Source organism: Pseudoalteromonas arabiensis (assembly GCF_001550155.1).
Classification (GTDB): Bacteria; Pseudomonadota; Gammaproteobacteria; order Enterobacterales; family Alteromonadaceae; genus Pseudoalteromonas; species Pseudoalteromonas arabiensis.
Genome location: NZ_LRUF01000011.1, coordinates 56,289 through 76,587, shown reverse-complemented (window position 1 = coordinate 76,587; position 20,299 = coordinate 56,289). Strand labels below are relative to the sequence as shown.

Annotated in this window: 19 protein-coding genes; 11 read left to right on the top strand and 8 right to left on the bottom strand. The window is 41.8% G+C overall.

Features of this window, described 5'->3' with window-relative positions; translation table 11 throughout:
* Positions 1 to 4: 4 nt before the first annotated feature.
* The 6 genes from PAARA_RS06935 (at position 5) to PAARA_RS06910 (ending at position 7,466) form a co-directional block, all read left to right on the top strand.
* Positions 5 to 2,092 carry a chemotaxis protein CheA gene (locus PAARA_RS06935; protein WP_062568336.1) on the top strand — a complete coding sequence of 696 codons (2,088 nt, stop codon included), beginning with the start codon at positions 5 to 7 and terminating at the stop codon, positions 2,090 to 2,092.
* On the top strand, positions 2,089 to 2,574 hold the full coding sequence (locus PAARA_RS06930) for a chemotaxis protein CheW (RefSeq protein WP_062568335.1): 486 nt from the start codon (positions 2,089 to 2,091) through the stop codon (positions 2,572 to 2,574). Before PAARA_RS06935 ends, PAARA_RS06930 begins: the two co-directional genes overlap by 4 nt.
* A gap of 29 nt (positions 2,575 to 2,603) precedes the next feature.
* Positions 2,604 to 4,931, top strand: a complete 2,328-nt coding sequence (locus PAARA_RS06925; RefSeq protein ID WP_062568334.1) for a methyl-accepting chemotaxis protein — start codon at positions 2,604 to 2,606, stop codon at positions 4,929 to 4,931.
* A 63-nt stretch (positions 4,932 to 4,994) separates the two neighbouring features.
* Positions 4,995 to 5,816: a CheR family methyltransferase gene (locus tag PAARA_RS06920; protein WP_062568333.1), complete on the top strand. Its 822-nt coding sequence runs from the start codon at positions 4,995 to 4,997 to the stop codon at positions 5,814 to 5,816.
* A complete protein-coding gene (gene cheD, locus PAARA_RS06915; protein ID WP_062568332.1) occupies positions 5,809 to 6,426 on the top strand; it encodes a chemoreceptor glutamine deamidase CheD in 618 nt (205 codons plus the stop codon). Before PAARA_RS06920 ends, cheD begins: the two co-directional genes overlap by 8 nt.
* A gap of 8 nt (positions 6,427 to 6,434) precedes the next feature.
* Positions 6,435 to 7,466, top strand: coding sequence for a protein-glutamate methylesterase/protein-glutamine glutaminase (locus PAARA_RS06910; protein WP_062568331.1), 1,032 nt, complete (start codon positions 6,435 to 6,437; stop codon positions 7,464 to 7,466).
* On the opposite strand, the gene PAARA_RS06905 is transcribed toward PAARA_RS06910, so the two are convergent.
* Positions 7,456 to 8,487: a polysaccharide deacetylase family protein gene (locus tag PAARA_RS06905; RefSeq protein ID WP_062568330.1), complete on the bottom strand. Its 1,032-nt coding sequence runs from the start codon at positions 8,485 to 8,487 to the stop codon at positions 7,456 to 7,458. The two genes, PAARA_RS06910 and PAARA_RS06905, sit on opposite strands and share 11 nt — an antisense overlap.
* Between PAARA_RS06905 and dinF the strand changes: the two genes are divergently transcribed.
* On the top strand, positions 8,464 to 9,798 hold the full coding sequence (dinF, locus tag PAARA_RS06900; protein ID WP_083515278.1) for an MATE family efflux transporter DinF: 1,335 nt from the start codon (positions 8,464 to 8,466) through the stop codon (positions 9,796 to 9,798). The genes PAARA_RS06905 and dinF overlap by 24 nt on opposite strands.
* A 4-nt stretch (positions 9,799 to 9,802) precedes the next feature.
* Here the strand turns inward: dinF and PAARA_RS06895 are convergent, their stop codons facing one another.
* Positions 9,803 to 10,072 carry a hypothetical protein gene (locus tag PAARA_RS06895; RefSeq protein WP_062568329.1) on the bottom strand — a complete coding sequence of 90 codons (270 nt, stop codon included), beginning with the start codon at positions 10,070 to 10,072 and terminating at the stop codon, positions 9,803 to 9,805.
* Between the two features lie 14 nt (positions 10,073 to 10,086).
* Positions 10,087 to 10,662, bottom strand: a complete 576-nt coding sequence (gene nfuA / locus PAARA_RS06890; RefSeq protein WP_062568328.1) for a Fe-S biogenesis protein NfuA — start codon at positions 10,660 to 10,662, stop codon at positions 10,087 to 10,089.
* A gap of 144 nt (positions 10,663 to 10,806) precedes the next feature.
* Here nfuA and PAARA_RS06885 point away from each other — a divergent pair, with 144 nt between their 5' ends.
* Positions 10,807 to 13,356 carry a M14 metallopeptidase family protein gene (locus PAARA_RS06885; protein ID WP_062568327.1) on the top strand — a complete coding sequence of 850 codons (2,550 nt, stop codon included), beginning with the start codon at positions 10,807 to 10,809 and terminating at the stop codon, positions 13,354 to 13,356.
* Positions 13,357 to 13,362: 6 nt separating this feature from the next.
* Here the strand turns inward: PAARA_RS06885 and PAARA_RS06880 are convergent, their stop codons facing one another.
* The gene (locus PAARA_RS06880; protein ID WP_062568326.1) at positions 13,363 to 14,070 is read right to left on the bottom strand and encodes a ComF family protein; all 708 of its coding nucleotides are present in this window, start codon (positions 14,068 to 14,070) and stop codon (positions 13,363 to 13,365) included.
* A gap of 58 nt (positions 14,071 to 14,128) precedes the next feature.
* On the opposite strand from PAARA_RS06880, the gene bioH reads away from it, so the two are divergent.
* The 3 genes from bioH (at position 14,129) to PAARA_RS06865 (ending at position 16,143) form a co-directional block, all read left to right on the top strand.
* Entirely contained in the window at positions 14,129 to 14,866 is a 738-nt protein-coding gene (gene bioH, locus PAARA_RS06875) for a pimeloyl-ACP methyl ester esterase BioH (protein WP_062568325.1), read from the top strand.
* A gap of 102 nt (positions 14,867 to 14,968) precedes the next feature.
* A complete protein-coding gene (locus PAARA_RS06870; RefSeq protein ID WP_062568324.1) occupies positions 14,969 to 15,277 on the top strand; it encodes a hypothetical protein in 309 nt (102 codons plus the stop codon).
* Positions 15,278 to 15,279: 2 nt separating this feature from the next.
* On the top strand, positions 15,280 to 16,143 hold the full coding sequence (locus tag PAARA_RS06865; protein ID WP_062568323.1) for a putative metalloprotease CJM1_0395 family protein: 864 nt from the start codon (positions 15,280 to 15,282) through the stop codon (positions 16,141 to 16,143).
* Positions 16,144 to 16,203: 60 nt separating this feature from the next.
* On the opposite strand, the gene PAARA_RS06860 is transcribed toward PAARA_RS06865, so the two are convergent.
* The 4 genes from PAARA_RS06860 to greB all read right to left on the bottom strand — a co-directional run bounded on the left by PAARA_RS06860 (position 16,204) and on the right by greB (position 20,188).
* The gene (locus tag PAARA_RS06860; protein ID WP_062568322.1) at positions 16,204 to 18,519 is read right to left on the bottom strand and encodes a Tex family protein; all 2,316 of its coding nucleotides are present in this window, start codon (positions 18,517 to 18,519) and stop codon (positions 16,204 to 16,206) included.
* 134 nt (positions 18,520 to 18,653) lie between these two features.
* Positions 18,654 to 19,235, bottom strand: coding sequence for a CBS domain-containing protein (locus PAARA_RS06855; RefSeq protein ID WP_062568321.1), 582 nt, complete (start codon positions 19,233 to 19,235; stop codon positions 18,654 to 18,656).
* Between the two features lie 52 nt (positions 19,236 to 19,287).
* Positions 19,288 to 19,593, bottom strand: a complete 306-nt coding sequence (locus tag PAARA_RS06850) for a hypothetical protein (RefSeq protein WP_062568320.1) — start codon at positions 19,591 to 19,593, stop codon at positions 19,288 to 19,290.
* A 112-nt stretch (positions 19,594 to 19,705) separates the two neighbouring features.
* Positions 19,706 to 20,188, bottom strand: coding sequence for a transcription elongation factor GreB (gene greB / locus PAARA_RS06845; RefSeq protein ID WP_062568319.1), 483 nt, complete (start codon positions 20,186 to 20,188; stop codon positions 19,706 to 19,708).
* Between the last annotated feature and the right edge of the window lie 111 nt (positions 20,189 to 20,299).

The following is a 20,299-nucleotide window of genomic DNA, read 5'->3' as shown; positions in this document are numbered from 1 at the left end:
GGGCATGAGTATAGATCTAAGCCAATTTTTTGAAGTGTTCTTCGAAGAAAGCTTTGAAGGACTCGATGCAATGGAAGCTGAGTTATTAAACCTAGTTCCAGGCGAAGAAGACTTAGAAACAATCAATACAATTTTTCGCGCTGCGCATTCTATCAAAGGAGGTAGCGGAACATTTGGATTTACTGCAGTTGCTGACTTTACCCACGTTTTAGAAACTCTTTTAGACCAAATACGTGAAGGCTCACGAGACTTAACTGCTGAGCATGTAAACCTCCTTTTAAAGTCAGTTGATTGTTTGCGGGCGTTATTACGTGCTCTGCAGGCTGAACAACAGCCTGATTTAGCGGAAGCTGATGAACTACGTATAAAATTTGAAGAAATTTTGGGTATGCGCGCAGCAGCAAAAGCCGTGGCAAGCAATACAGATAGCGAAGAGCCTAGCGCAGAAAGTAGTCGAAACACTTTTCAAATAGATTTTAAGCCTCATCACCATTTATTTAAAACAGGTAACGAACCGCTGTATATGATCAGCGAGCTTGCTGAGCTAGGTGATCTTGAAACTCAGGCATTCCAAGATGATGTGCCAGATATTACCGACTTTGCGCCTGAAGAATGTTTTTTATCTTGGCGCTTCTTTTTAACCACAGATAAAGAGCAAAGCTGCATCGAAGAGGTTTTTGAGTGGGTTGAAGATGATGCTAATATCACTATTACACTATGCGGTGGCTTATTTGGTGATGAACTAGAAGAAAAAAAAGTAGTACAAGTAGCCACTGATACAGACATCAAAGAGACAGAAACTGCGGCTAAGCCTACGGCGGAGGTTAAGAAGTCAGCGCCAGTTAAATCAGCCGCAGCCAATACAGAGTCTACTTCGATTCGTGTTGGAATCGATAAGGTGGACTCGCTAATTAACATGGTCGGCGAGCTCGTTATTACACAAGCCATGCTTAGCCAGTTGGGTGAGCAAGAGATAACCGAAGCAACCATTGCTTCTTTACAAGAAGGGCTTGCTCAACTCGCTCACAACACCCGGGACTTACAAGAAAATGTGATGCGTATAAGAATGTTGCCGATTAGCTTCGTTTTTAGCCGTTTCCCACGCTTAGTGCGTGATATCTCTCAAAAACTCGACAAGCAAGTTGAACTAAAGCTTTTAGGTGAGCAAACCGAGCTGGATAAAACTGTGATGGAGAAAATCTCTGATCCCATGGTGCATCTAGTAAGAAACTCACTTGATCATGGCTTAGAGACAGTTGAGAAACGGGTCGCAGCAGGTAAAGATCCGGTCGGTACCGTTACATTGAATGCTTTTCATCAAGGCGGAAATATCGTGATTGAGATCATGGATGATGGTCAGGGCTTAAATACAACGAAGATCCGTGAAAAAGCGATAAAAAATGGCTTAATTTCCGAGTCTGATGAGCTTAGTGATAATGAAATCAATGAACTCATTTTCTTACCTGGCTTTTCGACCGCAGATCAAGTGAGCGATCTATCCGGACGAGGCGTCGGCATGGATGTGGTGAGAAGAAATATTGAAGCACTGAGCGGGTCAGTCGAAGTCTCATCAGCCCCAGGTGTAGGGTCGACCTTTACTATTCGCTTACCACTGACACTAGCGATTCTTGATGGCCAGTTAGTTCGTATTGCTGAACATACTTACATCATCCCACTCATTTCGATAATTGAATCACTACAAATTGATATCAGCAAAGTAAGTCGGGTAGGAAAAGACTTAGACGTATTGCGGCTGCGTGATGAATATATTCCTATCTTACGCTTATACACTATTTTTAATCACCAAGGTGCAATAGAAACACTTGATAAGACCTTGTTAGTTGTCGTTGAAAGTGACAACCAAAAAGTAGGTTTGCTGGTAGATGACTTACTGTCTCAACAACAAGTGGTTATTAAAAGCTTAGAAGCCAATTATCAAAAAGTGGATGGGGTGTCTGGCGCAACCATTTTAGGAGATGGTCGCGTTTCGTTGATTGTCGATATTAGTGGCTTGATTAAGCTATCTGGACTGAGAAAACCGGGAAGTCAGGAGCTTATCATCGAGTCTAAAGCAAGTTTGGAGGCGTCATGATTACATCGCAAGACGACTTACATAACAAACTAACTTTGGATCAAAATCAGGATGTTAAACAGTTCTTAACGTTCATCATGGCAGATGAAGAGTATGGCGTTGATATTTTAACAGTTCAAGAAATTCGCAGTTGGGAAGAAATAACCGTCATTCCAAATGCGCCAGATTTTGTTAAAGGAGTAATTAATCTGCGGGGAACCATAGTGCCTATTATTGATTTACGGCGTCGATTTGCGATTCCGGCTATTGAGTATGGGCCGCTGACAGTGGTGATTATCCTCAAGGTGAAATTAGAAAGCACAAGTAAAATTATGGGTATCGTTGTCGATGCCGTTTCGGATGTCTATAGCATTGCTGAGCATGAAGCGAAAGCAGTGCCCCACTTATCAGATTCTGAGCATGCGCAATTTGTGGCAGGTTTGGTGAATGTGGGTGAAAAAATGGTCGCATTATTAGACCTACAAAAAACGATGGACATTTAATTGGGTTGATTAACAAGAAGGTGAAGGGTATGGGATGGTTTAGCAGTCCTAAAAGTGTTGAGTCAAATAATGATTTAATTGTTACTGCATTGAATAAGTCACTTGCAGTGATTGAATTTCAACCATCGGGAACAATCTTGACAGCCAATGCAAATTTCTTAAGCGTCATGGGTTACCGGCTTGAGGAGATTCAAGGGCAGCATCACGCGATGTTTGTTGCTGAAGAGGAGTCTAAAAGCACCGAATACCAGCAGTTCTGGCAGCGTTTGCGAAACGGCGAATTTATCTCTGATGAATTTAAGCGCATCGGTAAAAATGGCAAAGAGATTTGGATCCAAGCGACCTACAACCCAATTATTAATAATGACGGCCAAGTTATTAAAGTCATTAAGTTTGCCAGTGATATATCAGCACAAAAAGAGCGAGACAAACAATCACAACGTGATGCAGATTTATCTAATGCATTACGTGTCTGCCAAGCAAGTGTGATGATTGCTAATAATGACCTTGAAATTGTTTTTGTTAATGAGCAGGTTAAACAAATGCTAAAGGCGCGTGAAAGTGACTTACAGTCAGTTTTACCCAATTTCTCTGTAGCCAATTTAGTGGGGACTTGTGTTGACGATTTTCACAAACAACCAAGTCATCAGCGTGAGTTATTAAGGACATTGACTGAACCTTATAAAACTACCTTACGCCTTGCAGGTTTAATCTTCAGTTTAATTGCCACACCTTGGGTCAGTGTCTCAGGAAAGCGTTTGGGGACTATTGTTGAGTGGCAAGATATTACCGACAGAGTTAACAAAGCTGAGGCTGAAAAGCGTGAAGCCGAAGAAAACCTGCGAGTGCGTCGTGCGCTTGACAGGGTTGCAACAAATACCATGATTGCTGATGCGGGTAATAACATTATTTACATGAATGAAGCCGTATTGAACATGATGAAAATTGCTGAAAGTGATTTGCGCAAAGACCTACCTAACTTCAATAGCAACAACTTGATTGGTCAAAATATCGATGTGTTTCATAAAAATCCTGCTCATCAGCGTAACATGCTGGCAAAACTTAGCAGTACCTACAGCACGGAGATTGTTGTCGGTGGACGCACCTTTGGTCTTGTGGCCAATCCTATCTTTACACCTGATGATGAGCGTATTGGTACAGTGGTGGAATGGGATGATAGAACAGCAGAGGTTGCCATTGAAAAAGAAATTGCTGGTTTAGTCGCTGCCGCAGGTAAAGGAGACCTAGAAGCCCGAGTAGAAGAGACTGGTAAAAATGGCTTTTTTCTACGCTTAGCGCAAGGCTTAAATAGCATGGTCAGTATTGTTGAGGATGCGGTTAAAGATACTGGTAATATGCTTGATGCAATGGCGAACGGTGACTTATCAAAACGTATTGAACAAGAGTATCAAGGGTCATTTGAGAAATTAAAACGTGATGCTAATGCCACGGCTGATAAGTTAACTGAAGTGATTAATCGCATTAATAGCTCTGCAACGTTAGTAGCCAGTGGTGCTGAGGAAATCTCACAAGGTAATGCTGACCTGAGTCAACGCACTGAAGAGCAAGCATCGTCACTTGAAGAAACAGCATCAAGTATGGAAGAAATGACCAGTACAGTTCGCCAAAATGCTGATAATGCCAAAGAGGTCAATGAACTTGCAGAAGAAACACGTGCTAAGGCGCAAAAAGGCGGTGAAGTTGTTAATCGCGCGGTGACAAGTATGTCGGCCATTAATGAGTCGAGCAAGAAGATTGCCGATATTATTAGTGTGATTGATGAAATAGCATTCCAAACAAACTTACTTGCATTAAATGCTGCTGTTGAGGCCGCAAGAGCGGGCGAGCAAGGCCGAGGGTTTGCTGTGGTTGCAGGGGAAGTGCGTAATCTTGCGCAGCGTTCTGCGGCAGCGGCAAAAGAAATTAAAGAGTTGATCCGCGATAGTGTCGGTAAAGTTGAGGACGGTACCTTACTGGTTAATGAGTCAGGCTCAACACTGCAAGAAATTGTAACCGCTGTGCAAAGAGTTACAGCCATGATTTCTGATATTGCCCAAGCATCAGAAGAGCAAAGTTCAGGTATTGAGCAAGTTAATAAAGCGATTGCACAGATGGATGAAATGACGCAGCAAAATGCAGCACTCGTTGAAGAGGCTTCTGCGGCTGGTGAGTCAATGGCTGAGCAAGCAAATGACATGCGACGTTTACTAAACTTCTTTTCTCTCTCTGTTGAAGAAGAAACAGATATAACCAGCCGTGCTTCGAGTGTATCCGTTAAGCGGCCAAGCCAATCAGCACCTGCTTCGCCAAAAGGTAATAACTTTGTAGACCCAAGTGATGAATGGGAAGAGTTTTAAAACTCTTCCCACTCTACATCGCTAATACAATGTGTATTCCCTCTAAGGCTGGTGGGTTAAATTATGAAAGAGTTTTTACTAACGGATAGTGATTTCAAAAACATTTCATCTCAGGTATACGATGCTTGCGGTATCGTACTTGCGGAGCATAAGCGTGAAATGGTGTATTCACGCTTAGCAAGGCGACTTAGGTTACTTAAGTTAAAGAGTTTTAAAGACTATTTAGCTTTTTTAGAAGAACATAAAGAGCGAGAATTTAGTGAGTTTATCAATGCGATTACCACCAATTTGACGTCATTTTTTCGTGAACCACATCACTTTAACTATCTAAAAAATACGATAGTGCCGAGACTATTGACTACAAATGCACAGCAAAAGCGAGTGCGCGTTTGGTCAGCAGGCTGCTCCACAGGGGAAGAGCCCTACACGATAGCAATGACCCTAAGTGGTCTGTTCCCGACTAATTGGGATGTAAAAATTCTAGCCACTGACCTTGATTCAAACGTACTTGCTAAGGCGCAAGTTGGTACTTATACAGCAGCTAATGTAAATGGGCTCGATAAAAGTCAGCTAAAACGTTGGTTTTTAAAAAGTCATGATGGTCAGCTCTATAAAGTAAAACCACAGTTACAAGAGAATATCTTTTTTAAGAGGTTGAATTTACTTGAGCAGTGGCCGATGAAGGGAGCATTTGATGTCATTTTTTGTCGCAACGTAGTTATTTACTTTGATAAGCCGACAAAAGATACGCTTTTTCATCGTTACTTTGACTTATTGAATGACGCGGGGCATTTGTTTTTGGGGCATTCAGAAACCATGGGCAAAGACCATCAAGAATTTAAAAACCTAGGCCAGACGATTTATCAAAAGGTGGTTAATGAATAGTCATTTCAAACCAGTATTATCAGGGTTTGAGCACGTAAAGCGTTTTTGGGACAGTCACAGACAAAAGGTGGTCGCAAAAGTGTTACCGGGTGAATTCTATGTCTCTAAAAATGATGAACTGATCACCACCGTACTTGGCTCATGTATTGCTGCATGTATCTATGATCAAGGGTTAGGTGTTGGTGGCATGAACCACTTTATGCTACCGATACAAAAAGGCGTGGATCCGAGTAATGCTCACAGTTTAAATTGCCGTTATGGTAACTGGGCTATGGAGTTTTTAATTAATGAAATTTTAAAAAATGGTGCATCAAAACGTAACTTAAAAGTGAAGCTATTTGGTGGTGGTAAAATTATTCGCTCAATGACAGATATAGGCGTCGGTAATATTCGCTTTGCAAATGCATATGTACTTGAGGAAGGTTTAGATTTAATATCACATGACGTCGGTGGCCCTTGGCCTCGTAAAATAATTTTTAACCCTCAGACGGGTCAAGCACAAGTAAAAAAGCTGCGTGATCTGCATACTGATAAACTAGAAAAACGTGAAGTTAAATACTTACACGAAATCGAGCAGCAAGATGCTGGAACAGACATTGAGCTATTTTAGGAGAGTGTATGATCAAGGTACTTATTGTTGATGATTCTCCCTTGATCCGTGGTTTACTGAAAGAGGTACTTGAGCAAGCGGGTGATATGCATGTTGTAGGTGCCGCTGAAGACCCTTATCAAGCACGTGATCTCATTAAGCGTTTAAATCCTGATGTACTGACGCTTGATATTGAAATGCCAAAAATGGATGGCTTAAGCTTTTTGAAAAATTTAATGCGCTTGCGACCTATGCCGGTTGTTATGGTTTCAACATTGACTCAAAAAGGCTCACCTATTACCCTCGAAGCGCTAGAACTCGGGGCTGTGGATTTTATCGCAAAACCAACGGCTAATGTGTCTGAAAACTTGCAACGCTATGCGTACTTAGTACAACAAAAAGTCCGTACAGCAGCAGGTGCAAGGATCCGAGCATTTAAAGAGCAGAAACTAGAAAAAGATAGCTCACTCGACAGTCTGCAATTTAAAAGTAATGCAGTGATGGCCATAGGTGCTTCAACGGGGGGAACAGAGGCAATCAAAGAAGTGCTTATCCGTATGCCCAAACACTGCCCACCCATTGTGATAACACAACATATTCCACCTGTGTTTAGTACTTCATTTGCGATGCGGATGGATCGAATCTGTGCGATAAATGTTAAAGAGGCAGAGCAAGGAGATAAGTTAGAAGCTGGCTGGGCTTATATTGCCCCAGGCGATCAGCATTTAAGTGTGGTGAAAAAGGGAGCTGCGCTGTATTGCCAATTAGACTCAGGTGAGCCCGTTAATCGTCATCGGCCTGCTGTAGATGTGTTATTTAACTCTTTAGCAGCTTTAAATTGCAAAGCAACGATAGCGTCTTTATTAACTGGAATGGGCAGTGATGGTGCAAAAGGGTTATTAGCTTTACATCAAGCTGGTGCCTATACCATGGCACAGGATGAGCTATCGTCTGTGGTATGGGGGATGCCAAAAGCCGCAATCGAATTGAATGCGGCTAATGAAATTGTCAGGCTTGATAAAGTAGCAGCACACATGCTTAAACAGGCTGCTAAGGTGTAATTACCCAAGGTTGTGAAAACCAATAATAACTGCCTTTTTTATTGATAGAAGGGGCTGTACAGTTGAATCGAGAGCGGCCTTTTTTCAATTTATTAGGCGAGGTAATTTGAACAGTATCTTTACTTGTCCAATCAAGGTTAGCTTGACCAACACCCGACACATAGCATGCAAACTGGCTTTTGTGAAAATCCTGCATATCGAACTGGATGCTCAAACTTGGCGGGTTTTCGCTGGTCACACTATCAGTGTAATTTAATGCTTTAATTGTGAAAGCTTGTGAGTCAAGTTTCGTTGAAAGCGTATCAAGCTTAGAATAAAAACCAGACGCAGGGAAGCGTGGTAATCGCGTAAAATCAGAGTGAACACCTACTGCACCTGAATGTTGACCAATACCAACAAAGCCTAATGATTTAATTAATCCTTGTAACTCGTTATTGAATTCACCATAGGGATAAGCAAGGTATTTATAATCATGACCTATTTCATCTTTAATGCGTTTTTGAGCATTTAAAATATCTTCTTTAGTGCGAGATTGCCACTGAGCGTCAGTCTCACCTTCTTGTTTTAAATGCAAGTAGTTGTGCACTTGCGTATGATTACTTATCAAGGCTCCTTTTTTAGCCAGCTCTTTTAATTGCTGCCAAGTCATGACATAGCTTTTGCCACTATCAATAAGTTCAGGGTTTACAAAAATAGTATAAGGATAGCCAAACTTTTCGAGGATAGGGGCAGCTTGTTCATAATTATTTTTGTAACCATCATCAAACGTGATTGCGACGGTTTTATCAGCTAACTCTTGACCTGCCTGTAGTTGAGAAATCAACTCATTTAATGGGATAACATTAAATTGCTGGTCTTTTAAATACTGCATGTGCTTGGTAAACGTCTCGCTGCTGACGCTTGTAACAGCCGGAAGGGTTTCACTGACGTGATGATACTGTAAAATAACGGCGCCGTGGGCACGCATTGATAAACCTAACAGGACTGCAAAAACTACATGAAACATTTTCTTAAACGTCATAAGGCACACCATAAAAGTTTGCTGTTATTAGCCGGTCCAATGATCTTATCAAATATTACTGTTCCATTGTTAGGATTAGTTGATACTGCAGTCATCGGTCATTTAGGCAGTGCTCACTACTTAGCCGGTATTGCACTGGGCTCAGCAGTTATCTCCCTATTATTTTGGCTAGCAGGATTTTTACGTATGAGCACCACGGGGCTTGTAGCGCAAGCTTACGGTCGAGGCGATCATACTTTGCTAGCTGAATTATTAAAGCGCAGTTTGTTATTAGCGACTTTCGTTGCGCTTATATTAATCACGCTTAGTGTACCTATTCAATCCTTAATGGCATATTTATCGGGCGCAAATCAAGCGGTGCTAGAGCAAGCACATAGCTATTTTTCAATCCGTATTTTTAGTGCGCCAGCTGCGTTGTGTAATTTAGTGCTATTAGGATGGATGTTGGGGGTACATTACGGCAGAGGGCCGTTTTATTTATTACTCATCACTAATATTACCAATATCGTGCTTGATATCTATTTTGTTGTTTTTCTTGATTGGAAAGTGGCTGGAGCGGCTTGGGCGTCGCTAATTGCAGATTACATCGCTTTTGCCTTTGCACTTTGTTTAGTTTATCAGTTGGCTAAAAAGCAGGGCATTAACCTAGCGGTAAAGGCGTGGTTTAACGTGGCTAAACTGCTCGAATTAGTCAATTTAAATCGTGATATCTTCATTCGTTCACTGGCGTTGCAATTGTGTTTTAGCTTTATGACCTTTTATGGCGCAAGAATTGGCGAAACAACACTGGCAGCGAATGCAGTACTGCTGAACTTTTTAATGCTCGTCAGCTTTGCGCTTGATGGTATTGCATATGCAAGTGAAGCTAAAGTAGGTAAAGCAAAAGGCGAAAAAAGCACTCAGCATATACAGCTGTGGGTTAATTTGAGTTTGTTCTGGGGGGGACTGTTTGCATTATTTTACAGCTTAATATTTTTAATCTTTGGTAATGCAATTATTCGTTTATTAACCGATGTGCCAGAAGTAATTAGGATGGCTGCAGATTATTTGCCATGGGTGATTATCTTACCAATTGCAGCAATGGCATGCTTTTTATTCGATGGTGTTTTTGTTGGTTTAACGCGTGCAAAAGATATGCGAAATACGATGCTGATTAGTGCAACACTCGGCTTTTTTGGGTTGTTTTGGTTGGTGAGTGATTGGCAAAACCATGGCCTTTGGTTCGCAATGACCATTTTTATGCTGATGCGTGGTGTAACGTTATGGTTGCGCTATCGTTATATCGTTAAACAAAATAGCTTGTTGAATTAAGCGTTTATTTCCAAAGGTCAGGATCATCATCTTTGGGAGATGCTCGCTCAAGAACTTGAGCAAAACGGTTGGCAAAAATACCTAAGTAACCCCAAGCGGCAAAAAATAATGCGATGGCCAAAATAAGTAAGCCAATCAGCTGCAAGATTGCAGGGCCATAATAACCAGTGGCAATAAAAATCACGGCCAGCACAAACAGTGCTAGGCCGCAAAGAAAGCGTTTCAAGCTTAATTTGGGGTCGCTACCTAAGCGAAATACCCATTGTTTAAGCATGCTTTAGATACCGATTAGTAGTAAGAGTGCTCACCCGATTGGTGATCGGTAATGTCTCTCACACCATTGATTTCATCAAACTTAGCGATCATTTCTTTCTCGATGCCCTCTTTCAACGTGACATCAATCATCGAACAACCGTTACAGCCACCACCAAATTGCAGAACAGCAATACCGTCAGCGGTAATTTCAACTAAACCAACTTGACCACCGTGGTTTGCAAGTTGTGGATTGACTTCAGTTTCAAGCATGTGTTGTACACGCTCTTGTAACGTTGCGTCGTCGCTAAGCTTACGTGCTTTGGCATTAGGCGCTTTTAGAGTTAACTGAGTGCCCATTTTGTCAGTTACAAAATCGATTTCAGCTTCTTCTAAAAAAGGCGCACTTTCTGCGTCAACAACGGCATCAAAGCCATTAAAAGGTAGACGAATATCAGTCGCTTCAACCGCGTCTTCTGGGCAGTAAGAAACACCACACTCCGCCTGCGAAGTACCTGGATTTACAACAAAAACACGAATGTTTGTTTGTTCAGCTTGGTCTGCTAAAAGTTTAGCAAAATGAGATTGTGCAGATTCAGAAATAGAGATCATAAAACGGACTATACTTGACTAAATTACTCGGATACTGTGTATCATACTCCGCTCATCGTATTGTCGCCAGTGTTGAGCGTAAAAAGTTGCATCTATTTTGTCTAGTGGTAGCGTGAAAACATCAATTAAGTACAGGTGCTATCTATGCGTTTAATAATAACAATATTAACCATGCTAGTGAGCGTTAGCGCATTAGCGAAACCCCTTTCTTATTACTTTGAACAAGATGTGAAATTTGATCCAACCATTCCAACACCTGAACAGGTGTTAGGTTACGAAGTAGGTGAATGGCATGTTCGCCATGATCAGCTTGTGCAATATATGCAAATTCTTGCCGATAAAAGTGACCGAATGAACTTTCAAGTGATCGGTCGTACTCATGAACAACGCCCATTGGTTATGTTAACTATCACTGCGCCAGACAAATTAGGGCAGGTTGAGACTATTCGTAAAGCCCACCTAGCACGTTTGGACGGTGAATCATCAGACTCAAGCAAACAGCCGGCGGTTGTATGGATGGGGTATAGCGTGCATGGTAATGAGTCATCAGGGAGTAATGCCTCGTTATTGGTTGCTTATTACTTAGCTGCTGCGCAAGGCCCAGAAATTGATAATTTACTGAACAATACCGTTATCTTACTGGACCCATCTTTAAATCCTGATGGTTTAGCGCGTTTCGCGAACTGGGCAAACAGTAATCGCGGTATGAATTTATCGTCAGATCCAGAAACTCGCGAGCATAGAGAAAACTGGCCTAGTAGCCGGACTAATCATTATTTATTTGACTTAAACCGCGACTGGTTATTACTACAACACCCTGAATCACGAGCACGCATAGCTCAATTCCATCAATGGAAGCCGAATATTCTTACAGACTTCCACGAGATGGGACCAAACAGCACCTTCTTTTTTCAACCTGGTATTCCGACACGTAAGCACCCGATTACACCAGAAGAAAATGTCACTTTGACTAAAGCAATTGCTAACTATCATGCGAAGACGCTTGACGAGCATAATGCTTTGTACTTCACCGAAGAAAGTTTTGATGATTTTTACTACGGAAAAGGCTCAACTTACCCTGACGTGAATGGTGGGGTGGGTATTTTATTTGAGCAAGCCAGCTCACGTGGTCACTTACAAGACACTATCAACGGCCCATTAAGCTTTCCGTTTACGATTAAAAATCAATTACTAACTAGCTTATCTACATTTCAAGCTGCAATTGAAAACCGCCAAGATCTGCTTGATTACCAAGCTGAGTTTTATAACAAAGCGATTGATCTTGCTGGTGATGAAGACTTTAAAGGGTATGTTGTTAAAGGCGGTGCAGATAACAGCCGTATGCAGTACTTTCTAGAGCTATTAAAGCAACATCAAATTAATGCGTATATGCTTGAAGAGCCATTAAAAGTGAATGGTCAAAGCTTCTCTGAAAACAGCTATTTCGTACCATTAGCACAACCACAGTTTCGCTTAGTGAAAGCCGTTTTTAGTGAACAACAACGCTTTGTTGATAACACATTCTATGATGTATCTGGCTGGACACTCGCGCATGCATTTAATTTAGAATTTGCAAAAGTCAGTAGTAAATGGGGGCTTGATGTTGCAAAAATGCCTTGGCAGAAAGGAGTTAAGTCAAGTTATGCAACATTGCCACAAAGCTATGCTTACGCATTCAAGTGGGACGATTATCTTGCACCAAAAATGTTGAATACATTGCTAAAGCAAGGTGTTAAAGCGCGTGTTGCATTGAGTCCTCTTACTGCTAAAACGCCCAGTGGTGAGGTTGCATTTGAACCCGGTAGTATTTTGCTCCCCGCAGGTTTGCAAACAGACAGTAATTGGGTTGATTACTTAAATCAAGCGCAGACTGAGTTCGGTATTGAAATTACGCCAATTAGCTCAGGTTTAACGGTAAAAGGGGCTGATTTAGGCTCTCGCTCTATGGCCGTTGTAAAAGCGCCTAAAGTTTTACTCGTGGGTGGTGCAGGCACCAGCCAATATGAATTGGGCGAAGTATGGTATTACCTCGACCGTTTTGTAGGCACTGCGCCAACTATTGTTGAAATGCCTCGTCTTAGTAGTCTTGACCTTGAAAATTACAGTCATATTATTTTGGCTCATGGTAATTACAATACACTTGATGATGCAACCAAGGTTGCGATCAAAGCTTGGGTACGTAAAGGTGGTGTTATTTGGGGTCATAAAGGGGGGGCCAAGTTCCTTGCTGATCAGCAATTATTAAAGGCCAGTTACTTATCTCGTCGTGATGTAGCGAGCGCATTTAATACGCAAGGGCTTACTTATGCCGATAAAGATCACTTAGCGGGCCGTCAACGTATTGCCGGAGCAATCTTTAATACGTCTGTTGATTTATCACACCCGCTAACATTTTCACTGAACCGTAATACCCTGCCAGTATTTAAAAATAGCACTTGGTTGCTTGAAAAGTCAGATGCACCGTTTGTAAATGTTTTAACATACACAGATAAGCCATTGTTAGCGGGCTTTACTGATGATGTGAATGTAGAGCAAGTTGCCGGTGCTGCGGGCTTAATAGCCCATTCATATGGAAAAGGCAGTGTTATTGGTATGACGGATAACCCTGTGTTCCGTGGGTATTGGTATGGTACTAGCCGATTATTGAGCAATGCTTTATTCTTTGGTAATGCTTTTCATGCAGCGGGTGATTAACGTATTTTAAGGTTCTCCTAAAGGGGTCAAACACGTCAGCATTGCCCATACGTGTTTGGCACCTGCTTTTTTTAGCTCATCGGTTGCTGCATTCAATGTTGCCCCTGAGGTCATTACATCATCAATAATGGCGACCGACTTACCCTGCAAATTAGTTTCGCACACAAATGCATTACGCATATTTTTAATTCGTTTCGCTTTACTGAGAGAAGATTGTGCAATCGTTGCTTTTTGTTTAACAAGCGGCTCAGTTACAACTAAGTTCATTGCTTTTAATACCGGTAGCCAAGTTTGGCTTACCTGATTATACCCTCGTTTTATAAAGCGTTTATTGTGCAGCGGCATAATAATAAATTCATCAGGCCAAGATTCATTGACTGCCTTTGCGCGCTGCAACTGCAAATAAATAACCTGTTGTAGGGCAATTTTATAGTACTGTTTATCACTAAACTTCAGCTGTTTAAGCCACTGTTTCATTGGGGCTTCATACCATGCACAGGCTATGAGGTGATCAAAATGACAATCGGGGAATGCGTCACAAATATCAGGGCGATGAAGTAAATTGGCATGTTTGCTTAGATCAAATAATCTTAAGTCGTTTAAACAATGCTCGCAAAGTGCGTAGTTACTTTTTATATGCGTTTGACACGTAACACAAAAGTTAGGAAACAGCGCATGTAAGCCATGTTTTAATATCTTCGTTAGGTGAGCCATTGCATTCAATCCTTTAAACGCTATTATGAGCCATCAGTGTGCTTGAGAGTTTAAAAATATGCAAAATGAAATGGTGTTATTACATGGCTGGGGAATGAACCAAGGGGTCTGGCAAGTGATTTTACCAGAGCTTGAGTTTTCATATGAGGGCACCATTCGCTGCCTTGATTTACCAGGCTTTGGTGAAGCGCAGTCAGTACCTAACACCTATAATTTGCATGAAGCAGCCAAGATGCTGAGTGAACAATTGCATAACGACTCAATACTAGTTGGCTGGTCGCTTGGCGGATTATTTTCACTTTACATTGCAGCTCACTGGCCAGAAAAAGTATCAAAAGTTATTTTAGTGGCATCGAGCCCTTTTTTTGCTCAAGCTGATAATTGGGCAGGTATTAAGCCTGAAGTGCTTGATGCGTTTAAAGAGCAATTAATCACTCAGACAGACAAAACCATTGAGCGATTCCTAGCGATTCAAGCTATGGGCAGCGAATCAGCTCGTGACGATATTAAAGCGTTAAAAAGATTATTAAAACAGTATCCAGCACCGCAAGAGCGCGCACTCAGTGCAGGCCTAGATATCCTACAGCAAGAAGATTTACGTCAGCTATTTAGCAAAATAACGCTCCCCATTCGCGGTATATTTGGGCGTTTAGATGCGCTAGTCCCTTACCGTGCAATTAAGGATATGCAGGCTTTGCAACCTAACTTTGAATATGAGGTGATCGATAAGGCGTCTCACGCTCCTTTTATTTCTCATAAAACTGAATTTATAAGCGCTCTGAAATCAATGTGTTAATTAAATATTGCCCTGCAGAGCCCAAAAATAGGGGGATTTTACTTTATTTTGATTGTTTTGTGAGCGATACTTGTAGGGAAGATCTCACTGTTGGAGGATATGATGCCAATCAGTTCTGTATTTAATAATGGCGTGGAAGGTTACAACCGCGCAAGTCAAGGCATTGAAAAAGCAAGCGCGCAAATTAGCCGCGCGTCTATTGACCAGCAAGACGACGCCCAACTTGCTCAGCAAAGACAGTTACAAGGTGCAAGACCAGAGGAAGCTGTTACGCCACCTGTGTCTCAGCCTGCTCGTATTGATGAAGCATTGGTGAACCTAAAAGTTGAAGAGTTCAATGCTAAGGCTAACGTTAATACGATTCAAACTGCCGATGAAGTACTAGGCACGCTAATTGATATAAAAGCTTAGCCATGAATATCGTTACTCCCTTTCCCGCAATCAACATTAACACGGCGAATGTACACACCGAAAGTGCGCGCCGTGATAATCAGTTGCGTGAAGTCATCCCGCCTCCTGTGGCAACTAATTCGAGTAACGCAGAAAATAAAGCACTGAATGATGGCGAAAAAGCAAGACAGCCAAGTGGCGATGCAAGTACTTATGATGCTAAAGGTCGCCTTGAGGACGATAAAGCGATTCAAGAGCGAGAGCAAAGCGAACAAGGTAGCGAAGAGAAATCAGAGCAGCAGCAACAAGAAGAGCAAAAACAAGAGCAAAAAGTTGCACAGCAAGAACAGTTAGAGCTTGAACAAATTAAAGAGCTGAAAGCGCGAGACACTGAAGTGCGTGTACATGAACAGGCGCATGCTTCGGTGGGAGGTAAATACGCTGGCTCGCCAAGTTATGAGTATCAACGAGGCCCCGATGGCACAAACTACGCGGTTGGCGGGGAAGTACAAATTGATGTGGCTGAGGTAAGTGGTGACCCTCAAGCAACAATCGATAAAATGCAAACGGTAAGAGCGGCAGCACTTGCCCCCCAAGAGCCATCTAGTGCAGACCGTGCTATTGCAGCCGATGCGACACAGAAACTTGCCGCAGCGCAGGCTGAACTCGCTATGCAGTCGCGCGAAAAAGCACAGGGTGGTGATGAATCGTCGTCATTAAGAATTGACCGTGAAGGTGCTGAAGACGAAAGTGAAGCAGTGAGCACTTCTCAGACCAAGACAGCCAAACGAGATGTGGAAGTTGATGAACGAGCCACACGAATAGCCAATTTTTACCAAATGGCTACATCGCCTGGGGAACAAAATAATTTTTCGGCGGTTATATAATTATTAGATTTATAAGAGACGCGGTTCAATTTGAACCGCGTTTTTGTTTTTAAGCTAAAACTATTTTTTTACTTTAGCATTTGCAAATGCATCGGCAAATGCGTTACCCATGGCCGCATTACCAAAGTCACGCTTTTGCTTAGGCGCACTTTTCGCTTTAGCCGCAGGCTTTGATTTGCCTGCAGGTGCTGTTTTATTGCTTGTATCTACATCATCATCTAAACGCATTGTAAAACTAATACGTTTACGCGCTGCATCAACCTCAAGTACTTTTACTTTAACAATATCACCTGCTTTAACCACTTCGCGTGGATCAGAAATGAACTTGTTGGTTATCGCTGAAATATGAACTAAACCATCTTGGTGTACACCCACATCAACGAAGGCACCAAAGTTAGCTACATTGGAAACCACACCTTCTAGAATCATACCAGGTTTTAGATCGTTAATGGTTTCAACACCGGCCTTAAACTCAGCTGTTTTAAACTCTGGGCGAGGGTCTCGACCTGGTTTATCAAGCTCTTTAATAATGTCGGTAACGGTTGGTAAACCAAACTTTTCATCTGTGTAGTCGTTAGCAACCAATTTATTCAAAATATCAGTGTTACCAATTAAGCTGTTTACATCTAAGCTGTTCTTTTCACAAATACGCTTAACAACAGGGTAGGCTTCAGGGTGAACTGATGAGTTATCAAGAGGATCTGAACCTGTGCTAATACGTAAGAAACCAGCTGCTTGTTCAAAGGCTTTTGGTCCTAGGCGCTCAACTTTTTTAAGCTCAGAGCGTTTGCTAAATGAGCCATTGGCATCACGATAGCTAACAATGTTTTGCGCCAACGTTTTGTTTAAGCCAGATACACGAGTCAGTAACGGCACTGAGGCCATATTTAAATCAACACCGACTGAGTTTACACAGTCTTCGACAACCGAGGTCAGCGTTTGACCTAGTTGGCTTTGTGACACATCGTGTTGATATTGACCTACACCAATTGATTTAGGTTCGATTTTTACAAGCTCGGCAAGTGGATCTTGCAAACGACGTGCAATTGACACTGCACCGCGTAATGATACATCAAGATTAGGGAATTCGTTGGCAGCAAATTCAGACGCTGAATAAACAGATGCCCCCGCTTCACTGACCATTATTTTATTTAATTTAAGTTCACTGTTGGTTTTAATCAATTCAGCAACTAACTTATCTGACTCACGTGAAGCTGTGCCATTACCAATCGCGATTAACTCAACTTTATATTGGCGACAAAGTTGCTCAAGAGTGCGAAGTGATTTTTCCCAATGATTTTGTGGTGCATGTGGGAAAATTGTTTGCGTTGTTAACAGCTTACCAGTACTGTCTACAACAGCAATTTTACAACCCGTACGTAAACCAGGATCAAGTCCCAAAGTTGTACGTGGCCCTGCAGGTGCAGCCATTAATAAGTCTTTTAGATTTTTTGCAAATACGTCAATCGCACCGGTTTCCGCCTTTTCACGCATTGCACCTAAAAATTCATTTTCTAAATGTAGACTTAATTTAATCTTCCAAGCCCACTGTACAACACTCATTAACCAGCTGCTTGCAGCGCTATTGCTCACATCTAACCGATAATAGTCAGCAATCATTTGTGCACATACCTGTGCTGGGTTTTCTGCACTCGGTTCTGGGTTGATACTTAATTGTAAAACGCCTTCATTGCGAGCGCGGAGCATGGCCAGAGCACGGTGTGAGGGAACTTTTTTAAGCGGTTCTTGATGTTCAAAGTAATCACGGTACTTAGCGCCTTCATGTTCTTGACCAGCGATTACTGTACTTTCAATTTGACCGTGTTGTGCAATATGACTACGGAATTTAGCAAGCAGTTTGGCGTCTTCAGAAAAGCGTTCCATCAAAATAAATTTAGCACCGTCAAGCACCGCTTTTGTATCAGCAAAGCCTGCGTCAGTATTAATATAGTCAGCAGCGTGTTGCTCTGGTTCGAGGTTAGGGTCATTAAATAGCGCATCGGCAAGTGGTTCAATACCCGCTTCAATGGCAATTTGTCCTTTCGTGCGGCGCTTAGGTTTGAATGGCAGGTATAAATCTTCAAGCTCTGTTTTACTGTCAGCGTTATTAATATCACTACTTAACTCGGCGGTTAGCTTACCTTGCTCTTCAATTGTGGCAAGAATAAAGCTGCGGCGCTCTTCAAGCTCGCGTAAGTACGAAAGACGCTGTTCAAGTAGTCGTAATTGCGTGTCGTCTAGGCCACCTGTAACTTCTTTCCGGTAACGTGCGATAAAAGGGACTGTGGCACCTTCATCAAGTAATTTGATTGCAGCAACAACTTGTGGTTGCTGGGCATTTAGCTCGGTCGCTAAGCGTGCAGAGATATTGCTCATGCATAAACCTTTTTAAAAATAGAAAATCAGTAAACTGAAGATTAATTGCCTGAATAATATCACAATAAGAAGGCCTTAAAAGCACTGCTTTTAAGGCCCTCGAAAATTGTTCTACACAACGCAATATTTATGGCTTAGTGAGGGTGATCGATATGCTGCATCACCTCACTGAAGCTGTTTGCAATAGGGTTAATATTGACAGGAATATGTAGCTTTTTCGCAATTTCACGTGCAGAAATTAACCCACAAATTTCATGTTCAGCACTTGTTACTAAAAGAAACATCATACCTTGGTGTTCCATAGTTTGTAGTGCATCTCCAATACATGCATAGCTGATGCTTTGTAAGCTAACACCAGCAAGATTATTCAATGGAGTCATTACATCATGCAAAGTCACTTCGTCGCGGTGTAAGTTTAAACGTTGTGCAAGAATCATTATTTTAGAGCTTTGTAGATCAGCACTCGATGTGATCCCAACCAACTTGTCTGCGTCATCAACGACTAAGATGAAGTCAGAGCAGCGGTTACTTGTTTGTTTTAGCGCATCAACAATGGTGGTGCTTGCGTGAGCACGTAGTGGATCTTTTTGAGTAAAGCTATTTAGTACTTTTAATGCTGGAGATGTTAGATCAAGTGTTGGTTCTACTTCATTAACAGCGTTAGATAATGCACCATTTGATACGTCTTGAAGGCGTAATTCTTTGAAATTATTCATATTTGTCACCATAAATTTTAATTAAGCATCGATTTTTAAAAACGTAGTTAAATTAAAATATAGGTGGGCCTCGCTGGTGCGCACTGTATACAGAGGCCTTAGTCTGAGTAAAAACACGTACACCTAGACGCACATCAGGCAGTGGTTGGGCTGCGCAAAAGTTGAGTGCTGGAGTATGTTTATCTAAATCAGTATCAAGGTTAGCAAGGTCTGCATTATCACACGCAATGAAATGTGAGGTGGGTGTAACACTATCAGAATGGTTTTCTATGTCGCTGGCGTAAGAAATCAAACTCACACTGATTAAAAGTGCGAATACAATGGCATTACTTAATATGCGATGTATTGCGTTTGACATAGTTACTACCTTCTAAACATCAAGCTTAAAACGTCATAAGCTTATTTAGTTATAGATCACATTTTTAGACTAAACAATCACAAATTAACCTTTTCTGAATTTATTTTATTAATTATGGCGCGTCTGGGTAGCTTATCTCATTGACATACCATTCTTTTTGGCCTTCAGGGGTAGTAACTGAAAAATCGTCATCGACTTGCTTGCCAAGGAGCGCGCGAGCCATCGGCGCATCGATAGAAATATAATCTTTGCGTTCATAAATTTCGTCAGGGCCAACAATGCGGAAGCGTTTAGTTTCCCCTTGTTCGTTTTCTATCTCAACCCAAGCACCAAAAAACACCTTCCCCGCCTGTTGTGGGTTGTAATCAACGATTTTTAAGTCAGGCATGCGTTTACGTAAGTAGCGCACGCGACGGTCTATTTGTCGTAATACACGCTTATTGAATTGATAGTCGGCATTTTCAGAGCGGTCACCAAGGCTTGCTGCCCATGTCACAATCTTGGTGATTTCAGGGCGTTTCTCATGCCATAGGTAATCATGCTCTTGTTGCAATTGCTGATACCCTTCACGTGTGATTAAGTTGGTTTTTGCCATATCTATTAAGCCTTTAAAGAAAACCTGTGCAAGGTATAAAAGTCTTTTACCTTTGTCGAGATCGTTTTGAAATGTTCAGTAACAATCTAAGCGTTCAATTCGTTTTTTATT

Excerpts from the sequence above, each read along its gene's own strand:
- PAARA_RS06935 (WP_062568336.1), top strand. The coding sequence starts at position 5 with ATGAGTATAGATCTAAGCCAATTTTTTGAAGTGTTCTTCGAAGAAAGC.
- PAARA_RS06930 (WP_062568335.1), top strand. The coding sequence starts at position 2,089 with ATGATTACATCGCAAGACGACTTACATAACAAACTAACTTTGGATCAA.
- PAARA_RS06925 (WP_062568334.1), top strand. The coding sequence starts at position 2,604 with ATGGGATGGTTTAGCAGTCCTAAAAGTGTTGAGTCAAATAATGATTTA.
- PAARA_RS06920 (WP_062568333.1), top strand. The coding sequence starts at position 4,995 with ATGAAAGAGTTTTTACTAACGGATAGTGATTTCAAAAACATTTCATCT.
- cheD (WP_062568332.1), top strand. The coding sequence starts at position 5,809 with ATGAATAGTCATTTCAAACCAGTATTATCAGGGTTTGAGCACGTAAAG.
- PAARA_RS06910 (WP_062568331.1), top strand. The coding sequence starts at position 6,435 with ATGATCAAGGTACTTATTGTTGATGATTCTCCCTTGATCCGTGGTTTA.
- dinF (WP_083515278.1), top strand. The coding sequence starts at position 8,464 with ATGAAACATTTTCTTAAACGTCATAAGGCACACCATAAAAGTTTGCTG.
- PAARA_RS06905 (WP_062568330.1), bottom strand. The coding sequence starts at position 8,487 with ATGACGTTTAAGAAAATGTTTCATGTAGTTTTTGCAGTCCTGTTAGGT.
- PAARA_RS06895 (WP_062568329.1), bottom strand. The coding sequence starts at position 10,072 with ATGCTTAAACAATGGGTATTTCGCTTAGGTAGCGACCCCAAATTAAGC.
- nfuA (WP_062568328.1), bottom strand. The coding sequence starts at position 10,662 with ATGATCTCTATTTCTGAATCTGCACAATCTCATTTTGCTAAACTTTTA.
- PAARA_RS06885 (WP_062568327.1), top strand. The coding sequence starts at position 10,807 with ATGCGTTTAATAATAACAATATTAACCATGCTAGTGAGCGTTAGCGCA.
- PAARA_RS06880 (WP_062568326.1), bottom strand. The coding sequence starts at position 14,070 with ATGGCTCACCTAACGAAGATATTAAAACATGGCTTACATGCGCTGTTT.
- bioH (WP_062568325.1), top strand. The coding sequence starts at position 14,129 with ATGCAAAATGAAATGGTGTTATTACATGGCTGGGGAATGAACCAAGGG.
- PAARA_RS06870 (WP_062568324.1), top strand. The coding sequence starts at position 14,969 with ATGCCAATCAGTTCTGTATTTAATAATGGCGTGGAAGGTTACAACCGC.
- PAARA_RS06865 (WP_062568323.1), top strand. The coding sequence starts at position 15,280 with ATGAATATCGTTACTCCCTTTCCCGCAATCAACATTAACACGGCGAAT.
- PAARA_RS06860 (WP_062568322.1), bottom strand. The coding sequence starts at position 18,519 with ATGAGCAATATCTCTGCACGCTTAGCGACCGAGCTAAATGCCCAGCAA.
- PAARA_RS06855 (WP_062568321.1), bottom strand. The coding sequence starts at position 19,235 with ATGAATAATTTCAAAGAATTACGCCTTCAAGACGTATCAAATGGTGCA.
- PAARA_RS06850 (WP_062568320.1), bottom strand. The coding sequence starts at position 19,593 with ATGTCAAACGCAATACATCGCATATTAAGTAATGCCATTGTATTCGCA.
- greB (WP_062568319.1), bottom strand. The coding sequence starts at position 20,188 with ATGGCAAAAACCAACTTAATCACACGTGAAGGGTATCAGCAATTGCAA.